7 protein-coding genes are annotated in these 12,267 nt (G+C 42.8%); 3 read left to right on the forward strand and 4 right to left on the reverse strand.

Going from position 1 to position 12,267, the window contains the following annotated elements; all coding sequences use genetic code 11:
* Nucleotides 1-33 precede the first annotated feature (33 nt).
* From L0660_RS12260 to L0660_RS12275, 4 genes are all read right to left on the reverse strand, one after another.
* Nucleotides 34-975 carry a GDP-L-fucose synthase gene (locus L0660_RS12260; protein ID WP_235159718.1) on the reverse strand — a complete coding sequence of 314 codons (942 nt, stop codon included), beginning with the start codon at nt 973-975 and terminating at the stop codon, nt 34-36.
* Nucleotides 976-1,359: 384 nt separating this feature from the next.
* The gene (locus tag L0660_RS12265) at nt 1,360-3,744 is read right to left on the reverse strand and encodes a polysaccharide biosynthesis tyrosine autokinase (RefSeq protein ID WP_235159719.1); all 2,385 of its coding nucleotides are present in this window, start codon (nt 3,742-3,744) and stop codon (nt 1,360-1,362) included.
* Between the two features lie 35 nt (nt 3,745-3,779).
* Nucleotides 3,780-4,550, reverse strand: a complete 771-nt coding sequence (locus L0660_RS12270) for a polysaccharide biosynthesis/export family protein (protein ID WP_235159720.1) — start codon at nt 4,548-4,550, stop codon at nt 3,780-3,782.
* A gap of 241 nt (nt 4,551-4,791) precedes the next feature.
* The gene (locus L0660_RS12275; protein ID WP_235159721.1) at nt 4,792-5,529 is read right to left on the reverse strand and encodes a tyrosine-protein phosphatase; all 738 of its coding nucleotides are present in this window, start codon (nt 5,527-5,529) and stop codon (nt 4,792-4,794) included.
* 962 nt (nt 5,530-6,491) lie between these two features.
* Here L0660_RS12275 and L0660_RS12280 point away from each other — a divergent pair.
* The 3 genes from L0660_RS12280 to L0660_RS12290 all read left to right on the forward strand — a co-directional run.
* Complete coding sequence (locus L0660_RS12280; protein ID WP_310589630.1) at nt 6,492-8,090, forward strand: DUF1800 family protein; 1,599 nt, start codon at nt 6,492-6,494, stop codon at nt 8,088-8,090.
* A 9-nt stretch (nt 8,091-8,099) separates the two neighbouring features.
* Nucleotides 8,100-9,626 carry a DUF1501 domain-containing protein gene (locus L0660_RS12285; protein ID WP_235159723.1) on the forward strand — a complete coding sequence of 509 codons (1,527 nt, stop codon included), beginning with the start codon at nt 8,100-8,102 and terminating at the stop codon, nt 9,624-9,626.
* 69 nt (nt 9,627-9,695) lie between these two features.
* Nucleotides 9,696-12,267: T9SS C-terminal target domain-containing protein (locus tag L0660_RS12290; RefSeq protein ID WP_235159724.1), on the forward strand; the 2,572-nt coding region annotated here is incomplete at its 3' end.

The following is a 12,267-nucleotide window of genomic DNA, read 5'->3' on the forward strand; positions in this document are numbered from 1 at the left end:
ATTGATCTTTCGGATTTATTATTAAACAAAATTTTAAACGACGTACATAGTTTGATTTTGAAGGAAGTCGGCATATGCAAGCGCCAAACCTGTTTCCAGATCTGTTTTATGTTTCCAGCCCTTGCTCCGGAGCTTCGATACGTCCATTAATTTCCGAGGTGTCCCATCAGGTTTTGATGTGTCCCATCGAATATCACCTGAGTAACCGGTTGTCTTTGCAATCATCTCGGTAACTTCTTTGATGGATAGGTCTTCGCCAGTTCCTATATTGATCAGTTCCCGATCATTATAAGTTTCCATCAAAAAGAGACACGCTTCGGCCAGGTCGTCAGCAAAAAGGAATTCACGTTTAGGAGAACCAGTTCCCCAAGCTTCAACAAATGGCTTATTCTGCTCTTTTGCTTCATGAAACTTTCTGATCAGAGCCGGTAGCACATGGGATGTTGTAAGGTTGTAATTGTCACCATACCCGTAAAGGTTGGTGGGCATAACGCTAATAAAATTGCAGCCGTACTGATCGCGATATGCTTCGCACAGCTTAATGCCGGCAATTTTCGCAATGGCATACGGCTCATTTGTCTCTTCAAGTAAGCCTGTTAGCAGATAGTCCTCACGCAATGGCTGCGACGCAAGTTTCGGATATATACAGGAAGAGCCCAGAAACATCAGCTTTTTAACATTATTCAAGTAGGCCTGATGAATTACATTGGCCTCGATCATCAGGTTTTCGTAGATAAAGTCGGCCCGTTGCGTATTATTGGCCACGATACCACCAACTTTTGCGGCAGCTAGAAATACATAATTAGGTTTTTCGTCTGCGAAGAATTCCTTGACAGCTTCCTGACTTCTTAAATCCAGCTCGCCGGAACTTCTGGTTATAACATTATTATAGCCGTTGTTTTTAAGTGCTCTATGAATAGCAGACCCCACCATTCCCCGGTGGCCTGCTATATATATTTTCGCCTCTTTTTCCATTAATTTAGTTCGGTTTCGACTTTGATATTGTTTCAAGGAACTGAGACATTCCTAGTGGCTTTGGCATTTCATCCTTTGCAATAGTAGCGAAAGGATATACGTCAAGCGCTTCTCCCGTGAACCAACAAAACTTCTGCTTTTGTGATTTAAATAACGCACTTTCGCTCTGTCACTTGTAAGTGGCAGGTGGGATGGAAAGCTGTGTCCGACGATTATTGCTTAATCCGTGTCAGATTAACCTTGCAATAACAATGGATGGTATTTGCAGTGATGGGTACCAGTTCTGTTGCACTTAGAGCAACGGCTGTTAAAATGGAGTTTTTCATAAAAGATAACGTTGAGTATAAGTATTGATAAATGTCTAAGGAGGGTATGAGTTATTTACTAACTCATACCAACCAATTTCTTAAGTCTGGTTCCTACCGTTTGTGATTTCCCCTCACCTTCTTCTGAATAGTATCCATACCCATAACCACCATATCCATAGCCATATCCGTAACCAGCGCCATAATTAACGCCATTAAAAATTACAGAAAGATTCGAAAAGCGCCTTGCTCGTTGCAGTTCGCCAATCCTTCTCAGATGGTCTAAAATGGTGTAGTTAAACCGGACTATATAGAGTGTGGCATCAACATGCTCAGCAATAAGTGCAGAGTCTGTTACGAGGCCGTATGGCGGAGAGTCAATCAGAATGTAATCATATTTCTCCTTCATATCTGCTAAAAGCAAAGGCAGCTTCCCGTTGCTCAGAAGTTCCGAGGGGTTTGGGGGAATAGGACCGCTTGTGAGCACATCAAATTTCGGGTGGATGTCGGTCGATTGAACGAACTCATCATAGTGACCCTGACCGATAAGGCAATTGGACGCACCGAACTTGTTAGGAACTTCCAGACGTTCATGTAGAGTCGGTTTCCGTAAATCGAGACCAATCAGTAGCACCCGTTTATCAGAATAAGCCAAGCTGGCAGCCAAATTGACACTGACAAAGCTCTTGCCCTCACCCCCGATAGAGGAAGTGAACATAATCACGCGGCAGTTTCCGTCTCCCAGATATTGAAGATTGGTTCTAAGCGCCCGAAACTGCTCTGCGACTGCGCTCCGGCTTGTCATTTTTATAATGTTTTCCCTTGCGCCAGCATTGCCAACCGTCTTTTGCATCTGACCAATTTCCCCAAGAATAGAAGAGTGTGTTACCTTCTCTATATCTTCTCTTCTTTGAACCGTATTGTTCAGCATGAAGAGTAAGTTTATCAGCATAATCGGAATTAAAACGCCTGCGGCAGCCGAACCCAGGAAAACCAAAGTTGTTTTCGGCTTGATCGGTTTAAATGTAGAGATAGGCGCATCGATAAGCCTGCTATCAGTTACCGTTGAAGCATAACCTAGGGCGGTTTCCTCACGTTTTTGTAACAGATAGAGGTAAAGCTCTTCTTTAATCGACTGCTGGCGCTTTATGCCAACAAATTCTCTTTCTTTTTTAGGAATGCTTCGAAGTCCGGCTGAAAATCTTGTATTGATACCCTCCAGATTCCGTTTTGTAACAGCCATCCCTCTTTTAAGATTCTGCACATTCTCACGGATGGACTGTCTGGTTCCAGCGAGTTGCGTATTGATAGTCTGCAATAACGGGTTGTTTGGCGACGTGGTCCTGGCATAACGTTCACGCTGTAGTTCCAAGTCATTAAACTTGGTCAGCAGAGAAACCAAAACCGGATCATCGATCATATACGTCGCAGGCGCAACGGCACCTTCCCCGGCATTCTGAATATAGCTGTCAACACTCTCTAAGATGCTGATCTTCGTATTAACTTCATTCAGTTTAGAATCGTTTTCTTTGATATTCTCTAGAAAAAGCTGAGACTCGGCACTTATATCTGTAATCCCTTGATTTGTTTTATACGATTCAACGTCTTTTTCAACATCGCCAAGTTCACCGGTAATCAGGCCCAAACGATTTTCGATAAATTTCAGCGTGTTGCTTGCCTCGCTATTCTTGTCAGTCAAAGATGACTGTACATACACATCTAACAGCTTGTTTAACACGTCTTTTGAGCGTTGCACATCAGAATCTTCGAACGTAAGTTCCAGTACTGTGCTTTTAATGTTAGGTTGCTGAATATCAAGTCTCTCCAGCATTCCTTCGGCCAAATTCTTTACCTCAGTAAATGTAATTTTGACATCAGAATATTCTGAAGAAGTACCTTTTGTTACAACAAAAGCTCCCCATGCATTATTGAATCTTTGGTTAAATGTAAATAGCTTGTCTTCATCATTGAATCGGAAATGAACACTGTCGACCATATGAATCATTAGCGGTTCCTCATATGCAAAAGGTGTCAAGACCTCTGGCTTTACAATAATTGGGGAGCTTTTGTAAAGGTTGATTTGTCTCAGCCCGTCTCTTGTAGAATAAGCAACATCCAGTTCCAATCCTTTGATGACCTGCTCCATCAAAGTCTGGGATTTAAGAATCTCTAATTCGTTCTCTACCGTCTTATTGCCGCCGAACTGAGAGCTCATTTCGGTTAGGATGTCGCCTTGTGTACCTCCAATACTCTTTTCTTCCTTGATAAGAATACTGGTTTTAGTGCTGTAAACAGGCAGCTTGATCTGTAGATAGAAGAAGGCCGCAGTGAGTGAGAGAAATATGAATATTGGAAACAAATACCAATATCTGAAGTAGCGCCTTATATATTCGCTGAGGTTAAACTCTTGTTCGTCTTCTTCAAACATGGGCTGGCCAATGTTTGATAATGTATTTTCCTTCATAAGTTGAGTATTGTAAGCGTGATGCGTAGTAATTCTTATCTAGTAAGATTCAATATTAAGATACCAAGTGTGCTGATTCCGCCAACTATTGTAACGATCAGCGGTACAGTCCGTATTCTACTATCTGTGTCAAGCATTTTTGCCTTTACGGGCTCGACGTATATAACGTCATTTTTATGAAGATAATAATAGGGTGAATCGAACACTGCTCGGGATGTCAGATCAATCCTAGCATATTCCCTCTTCCCATTCTCCTCCCTTATTATCATTACGTTACTGCGATTTCCATAAATCGTTAAATCCCCTGCCAAGCTAAGGACTTCTGGTAAAGTGATCTTTTCGTCAGGAATAACATATACAGCGGGCAGCTTTACTTCGCCCATCACTGACACTTTAAAATTCAAATTTCGCACGATCACAGACGGTTCTTTTAAGAAATTTTGCAACCTGGTTCGAACTGTATCAGCTGCATCGGTTGTTCTAAGGCCAGCTACTTTTACCTTCCCAACGAGAGGGATTTCTATCGATCCGTCCGCATCTACTAAGTAACCCAACGGCTGTATACGACCTCCACCACCAGTGCTGGAGTAGTTTGTACTTGCTGTGGTAAATAAATTCGGTGTATTAAAAACCTCGTTAGCTTCTGTGTTCAAACTTCCAACAATAATTGATAAAATATCGCTTGGTTGAATTGTAGGTATGTATTTTTGCGTGATTTGCTGAGATGAAAAACGGGTAGTGTCTCCCTGAAAGTATACAATGGTCTTTGGAGATACACATGACGTTGTTCCTCCCAGAAGTGCCATGTATGCAATAATCGGTAACAAAAGGAACCGATAAACATGCCCTAAGCGAAATTTCATAGAAATAGGTAAGATTGTGAAAATTTTAATTTTAAACACTAAAATTCATTCTGGCAGCTTTGCCGATTATTATTACGCGGACTTTTAAAAAACTAAAGAGCTTTAAGTTAGAAATCTTGGGAATGTGCAATATGCTCTTTTGCGGATCATTAAGGCAAATATAGAATAAATTCAATTATCAACATCAAATATTTATAAGTTTTTCATTTTGAAAAGGATATTTGGTGATCCAGTTTTGTTTGTCGCTTTTTTGGATCATTTCAAGATGTTGAATTTTGTGAGCATCGGTTCCTATAAATGTGATCAAATTGTTTTTGAGTAACCACTCCGCCATTTTCCTTACATTTTCTCCGTAATGTCCAGATAGGGACAGAATATTGACTTGTAGCTCGCATCCTTGATCTACAAGTGTTTTATATATGGAGGGATTGGAGAAAAAGTAAGTATAGCGTTCGGGATGCGCAAGAACCGGTTGATAGCGATGTTGAATTATGGCAAACAGGTTTTCAGAAGTGTTTAGTAGGGGAGTTGAGTACGGTAACTCCACCAGCAACCGATTGCCCGGTAAAGTGAGCAGCTGTTGGCCGGTGGTAAGCATCTCGTTAAAGTGCTCATCTATAAAATATTCAGCAGCAGCATCTATAACAACATTAACTCCTTCTGATCTTAACGCAGAACGGACTTCTTGTAATTTTCCCAAGATTATTTCCGGCGTATTTCTGTAGCAATCCCACATGACGTGTGGCGTCGTAATAATCTTTTTGAATCCCAGTGACTCCATCTTTTTCGCCATTGCAACAGACTCCTCAATGGTAGCAACACCATCGTCTATACCGGGTAATACATGAGAATGAATGTCTATACCAATGTGATCCAGATGTACGTCCTTATTAGTTTTCTTAGCAAATAGCCAGTCGAGCATATACAATTAAAAGTTACTGCGTAGTTCATTCGTGCAAAACCGGAAAGATCATGTAAGTCATTTCAGTTCGTAAATTTTGTACAAATTTAAGTTAAATACACAAGAGCCGCCCAAACTCCAGTGAAAAAAGATACTTAATTAGGTTGGGGACTAAACGACTCTGGCAGCAATATCATTGTTTCCTTTGCCAGAGAACATTCACTTGAAATACCTATCTGGATCAGCGACACTTAGGCAGTTGATCCCTAACTGACTGTCTGCCAAATCAGGTTTAACCCCTCTATAATTATTTTAAGAAAGATTATACATAGTTATCTGACCGTCACTATTACCAAGTTATACTTTGAGATATAAGTGGGACTTCTACAAAAAGAATGAGCCTTAGTATCTGGGGATAACAAAAGGTTGCTCGGATACTAAATTTACTAGAAAAAATACTATTTGCGATTCTCAGGTAAGTTGCGCTGGTAGTTTATTCATGCAAATGATGTCATAGTAGGTAAGCTGACTTATAGCAAGACGGCATTTCTGCTTAGTCGGTATGGCAAAGCGTTACTAACATTTCGAGCTTCCCCACAATTCCTAGAATCATATGTTTCGTAGATGTAGATAGATTCTCAATTAGAATATTTTACACATCAAATCGAACTTTATGTAGAAATACTTTGATCTCTTATGAAATTTGTTTTAGTTTTGTAGTATAACTTCATTAATAATAAAAAAATCAATGAATAAGATATTTTATTTCTTCAAGCAACGTCATGCAAACCCTTGTTTGGAGCGCATTCAGAACGTATTCGTAATAATTTTCCTCCCAGCCATTACGATCTATGCTGCAAGTAGCAGTGCTATAAAGCCCATAGCTCAGCTGATCGCCTTCAACTAATCTACGCCTTCAAAAATTAGTTTTTGATACATTCCTTATGGCACACCTAGACGCATATAGTACACCGTTAAACGCAATGACAGCAGCGCATTTGTTGAGACGGGCTACGTTTGGTCCCACACAACAGGAGATAGCTGACTTTACCGGGAAGACTGCATCCGAAGCAATAGATATTCTAATCAATAACGCAACCTTCCGAGCTGCGCCAAATCCTCCTATCGAGATGGATGAAACCCGTGCAGATTTTGGACAGTCTTACCTGGATAAGCCGTTTGATGGAGGAAGAAACTTCGCATACACTTCATATATCCAGTATTGGTGGATTGGCTTAATGACTGAACAGAACAACAAACCGTCTGTCTTAGAAAAGTTGACGGCGTTCTGGCAGAATCATTTTGTAGTGACATCTGGTACAGTATTGGATTATCGGCTCATATTTAATTATCTCAATCTGTTAAGGTCGGGTTCATTAGGGAGCTTCCGTGATATGGTTGCCAACGTCACGAAGGATGCCGGCATGCTCATTTTTCAAAATGGTAACGAGAATGCCAAGGAGCATCCCAATGAAAATTATGGAAGAGAGTTACAAGAACTTTTCACAGTTGGTCAAAAGGATTTCTCTGGAAATAATAATTATACCGAGCAGGATGTTAAGGCGGCAGCGCAGGTCTTAACTGGTTGGCAGGTAATTAACTATGCCAAATATAATTCGTCATCTACACAGGTAACATTTAATCCAACCAGGCACGATGAGGGTGCAAAATCCTTCTCTGCCAAATATGGCAACACCATAATTGCGGGAGTGAGCGGACCGACTGCCGGTGATGTCGAATTGGCCAGTCTCGTTACAATGCTTCTTAGTCACTCAGAGACCTCCAAGTTCATATGCAGAAAGTTATATAGATGGTATGTAAGCGCGAACGTGACGGATGAAATTGAGAATCAGGTAATTGTTCCGCTGGCAGCATTCTTTGCAAGCTCGGGCAATAATTTCGCTATCGCCCCGGTAATTCGAAAATTGTTATCAAGCAACATCTTTTATGATCAGCGCAATGCTGGGGCGTTGATAAAAGCTCCTTCTGAATTGATGATCGGCACATTGAGACTCTTTGGCCAGAAAGTCCCTGATATGAAAACGGACACAGTAGCCTTTCGAAAAATGATGACTTGGCTAAATGCTTCTATGATTGCCCAGCAGCTCAATTTTCTAAACCAGCCGTCGGTTTTCGGCTCCCTTCCTTATTATCAAACCGGATATACGCGCAATTGGATAAATGAAACCACATTAGGATTGAGAGGTTCAAGAACCGACGCATTGGTTTATCAGTCGATTGAAATCAAACCTGGGAGTAAGCTTGGAATTAATGTGCTCGGCATACTCTCAGCCCTGCAGCCTAATTTCAGTGACGTCACCGGAACGCCTGCCATTACCTGTGAGCAGGTCTTGGCGGAGCTTTCGAAAAATCTATTTGCGACATCGCTATCCTCTCAGCAGAAGGATTTTCTAATTGATTCTATCATGATGATGAATAGCAGCCCACGAACAACCTGGACCAGAGAGTGGGACGCTTACAGGGCTGCTCCCAATGATATGACCAAGCAAAACACCATTCTATGGAGAACAAGGGCTTTGTTGAAATACATGTTACGAATGGCTGAATATCAACTTTTTTAGCCTCAACCTATGAAAAGAAGACAATTTCTCGCTGCGGCATCCGCATTAATGACACCAGTGTTTTTAGACGGGATTGGTGTTAGATCATTTGCCCAATCCTCGGGGTTGGTGAAAGCGTTGAAACAAACGTCAGCCATGAACAATGATCGAATTCTGGTCATTATTTACTTAGCTGGAGGAAATGATGGCCTAAATACGGTTATTCCGCTAGAGTACTATTCCGCATATCAAAGTTTACGCAGTAACATAGCAATCCCTGAGAGCAGCGTTCTCAGGTTGTCCGGTAATCCTGAAACGGGTTTCCATCCGGCCATGTCTGGCTTGAAACAACTTTACGACGAGGGAAAGCTTTCAATTATCCACTCAGTATCCTATCCTAACCCAGATCTCTCGCACTATAGGTCAACTGACATTTGGCTTACGGGTGTTGATTCATCACAGTATGCTACATCAGGGTGGGCGGGCCGTTACCTGGGCGATCGTTATCCTGGCTACCCCGAAGGATACCCCAATCTGGAAATGGAGGATCCTTTGGCGGTTCAGATCGGGCAAATCAGTACAACTGCGCTTGTTGGAGATCGTCAAGCTATGAGTGTAACACTTCAAGATCCCACAACTTTTTATCAATTAATAGGAGAGCCTGCAAAGTTGGATGACAGTTTGCCCTGCTGCGATGCTGGCGAACACGTGAGCTTTATCAGAAGGAAACAAGCTTTGGCTGTCGGCTATGCGGGGGAGATTAAGAAGGCGGCGGAGGCGGGGAGGAATTTGGCAACTTACCCAGATGCGAGTCTGAAAAACGAATTAGCAGATCAGTTGAAAATTGTAGCGAGGCTGATACACGGCGGATTAAAATCGAAAATCTACTATGTAGAATTAGGCGGTTTTGATACACATTCCGGCCAGGTCGAAAATGTCACTACCGAAGGAATGCACGCACAACTGCTCAAAAAGCTGTCTGACGGAATTACATCATTTCAGAACGATCTCAAGTTACAAGGAAATGAAGACAAGGTTCTGGGGATGACATTCTCCGATTTTGGAAGAAGAGCAACTTCGAACGCATCTAAAGGAACCGATCATGGCATTGGTGCTCCAATGTTCGTTTTTGGAACAGGTTTAAAAAGACAGCAGGTTGGCACAAACCCTGACCTGGTTAATGGACTGCTTCCGATAACGCCCGCAGCGGGAGTAAGCAATCGGGATATCAAAATGCAAATAGATTTCAGAAGGGTTTATTCCGACATACTTAATGACTGGTTTGGCACGGCAAAATCGAAGACAGATCAGATTTTGTATAAAAACTTCCAAACCACTTCCCTCTTTTCGGATACCGTGGAAACAATAGCATCCGGGCCGTGGCCAAATCCAGAGATCTGGTCGAACGGTCGTGTGCCCACGACGAAGGACATTGTCAGGATTCGTGCCGGGCATACTGTAAACGTTGGTCAAAATATCACTGCCAAGGATTTACAGGTGGATGCGGGAGGAGAGCTAAAGTTTTTAGGATCCTATAGTGTCACAATCGCGGGCTAGTCAGAAATAGTCTCTCATGTGGATAAGACCAGTCGTCAGTACAAAGTTTTGAATTTATTCAGCTGCTAAATGGAAAAAGTGTATAAATATTTTTCGGTTTTTCTTCTTTGGTCAATTTCATTCGCGTGCTTTGGCCAGGCAATTATCAAGACATCAAGAACTTCACCGGGAGGGTTTGTCAGTTTTGCCGAAACATCTAATGCCACCGGATTCAGTAACAGCAGGCATATTGATGGCTACGTAAAAAAATATGGAAATTCCAGTTTTGCATTCCCCGTAGGTCATAAGGGTGTACTGAGACCGTTTTCCGCAGAGGCAGATGGAACCAGCGGCGCGTACTATGGCGAAAACCCGGAAACGGCAGCCCTGCCAACAGGAGGGCCATTTACCACGTCGAATATAGAAACATCCCTTAAAGCTGTCAGCAGCAAAGAATTCTGGGATATCAATGGGACGAAATCAACAAGAATATCTCTTAGCTGGAATGCTGCCAGTGACATGACTTCTCTGACAGGCAGTTCGCTATCATTAGTAACCATTGCGGGATGGAATATATCAACTTCGCGGTGGGAGGCACTTACTTCGGCCGTAGACAATGTTTCTTACTCCGGCGCGACAAGTACTTTGAGTTCCGGATCAGTGACAACCATTCAGAGTCTTGTACCGGACAAGTATAGCATATATACCCTAGCGTCACTGAAATCGGCTACCACGGGTTCAGAATATGCAGGAAATGTGGAGCTAGCGACCTGTTCGACAATCAGGGGTTGGGTGTATGACAAAAATTATCTCGATGCCGACATCACCGTCGAGCTTTTTGAGGGCACTACTGTATACGCAACAACCAAAGCAAATATTTTCAGGGAAGATCTTAAGACAAATGGAATTGGCACCGGCAAATATGGATTTACATTCATTCCTCCGGCTTCTTTGATGGGCGATGGGACTACACATCAACTGAGTGTAAGGGTAAGAGCTGCGGATTACGTTGTTCCCGGATCGGCCAAATCAATTAATTGCTTCTTTCAAGGCCAACTTGAAACAATTACTTGCAATGAAATTAAAGGCTACGTAATTGACAAGAATAATACAAATCTATCATTAGATATAGAATTGTATGATGGTTCGGATCTATTCGCCAAAACAAAGGCGAGTTTGTACAGAGATGACTTATCTGCGAATGGGGCAAACGGATATCATGGGTTCAGGGTAGACTTTCCGGCCGATTTAAAAGATGGCAATGTTCACGAAATAACTGTAAAGGTCACAAATACCTCGTACGTACTTCAGGGGGCGCCTATGGTCGCTCAGTGTGCTGTGCCGCAATATCAGAGCAGTTTTGAAGTTGTCGATTGTAATAGTGCCCGTGGCTGGGTTTGGGATAAGACAAATGCAGACGCGGCTCTTTACGTTGAGCTATTTGAAGGTAATACTGTGTATGCAGTAGCGTTAGCTAACACGTTCAAAGAATATCTAAAAACTGGAGGCAAAGGAACAGGGAATTATGGGTTTACATTGCCTATTCCAAAGAGTTTAAAAGATGGAAAAGCACATTCACTGAGTGTCCGTGTTAAAGGGACATCATATTTGGTAGCTTCATCACCACGAAGTCTCACTTGTTCACCGAATGAATACGAAGGGAGCTTTTTTGCAGTGGATTGCAGCAGTGCCCGCGGATGGGTCTGGGACAAGAACAATGCAGATTCAACAATGACTGTTGAGCTCTACGAAGGCAGCACAGTTTACGGGACAGTGATAGCCAATCAATACCGTGCAGACCTGAAAGACCAGGGTAAGGGGACTGGTAACTATGGCTTTACGATACCAATCCCTGCTGAACTAAAAGACGGTGCGACCCATACATTGAATGTCAGGGTGAAAGGCAAATCCTATATTGTGCCGACTGCTGCGCCTCGGACTTTGATGTGCCCAGCCAATGTGTATGCTGGTAACTTTGACATAGTTGACTGCAACAGCGCGCGTGGTTGGGTTTGGGACAAGAACAATTCCGGTGCTGCGCTGACTGTCGAGCTTTATGAAGGTGCTACTGTGTATGCGACTGGATTGGCCAACATTTACAAGGAAACATTAAAGAATGAGGGCAAGGGAACGGGTAACTACGGTTTCAACTTGCCTATCCCTGCTAGCCTGAGAGACGGGAAAGCGCATTCATTAAGTATCCGTGTTAAAGGGACAACCTATTCAGTAACCTCATCACCTAGAAGTTTGACCTGCGGATCGAATGAATACGAGGGGAGCTTTTTTGCAGTGGATTGCAGCAGTGCCCGCGGATGGGTCTGGGACAAGAACAATGCAGATTCAACAATGACTGTTGAGCTTTACGAAGGCAGCACAGTTTACGGGACAGTAATAGCCAACCAGTACCGTGCAGACCTGAAAGACCAGGGTAAGGGGACAGGCAACTATGGCTTTACGATACCAATCCCTGCTGGTCTTAAAGACGGCGCGACCCATACATTAAATGTCAGGGTGAAAGGCAAATCCTATATTGTACCGACTGCTGCGCCTCGGACTTTGATGTGCCCAGCCAATGTGTATGCTGGTAACTTTGACATAGTTGACTGCAACAGTGCGCGTGGCTGGGTTTGGGACAAGAACAATTCGAGCACTGCCCTGACTG

It is taken from the genome of Dyadobacter sp. CY351 (assembly GCF_021502625.1).
Classification (GTDB): domain Bacteria; phylum Bacteroidota; class Bacteroidia; order Cytophagales; family Spirosomataceae; genus Dyadobacter; species Dyadobacter chenhuakuii.

Bases quoted from the DNA above. Each gene is read 5' to 3' on its own strand.
- L0660_RS12280 (WP_310589630.1), top strand. From the start codon at position 6,492: ATGACAGCAGCGCATTTGTTGAGACGGGCTACGTTTGGTCCCACACAA.
- L0660_RS12285 (WP_235159723.1), top strand. From the start codon at position 8,100: ATGAAAAGAAGACAATTTCTCGCTGCGGCATCCGCATTAATGACACCA.
- L0660_RS12275 (WP_235159721.1), bottom strand. From the start codon at position 5,529: ATGCTCGACTGGCTATTTGCTAAGAAAACTAATAAGGACGTACATCTG.
- L0660_RS12265 (WP_235159719.1), bottom strand. From the start codon at position 3,744: ATGAAGGAAAATACATTATCAAACATTGGCCAGCCCATGTTTGAAGAA.
- L0660_RS12270 (WP_235159720.1), bottom strand. From the start codon at position 4,550: ATGGCACTTCTGGGAGGAACAACGTCATGTGTATCTCCAAAGACCATT.
- L0660_RS12260 (WP_235159718.1), bottom strand. From the start codon at position 975: ATGGAAAAAGAGGCGAAAATATATATAGCAGGCCACCGGGGAATGGTG.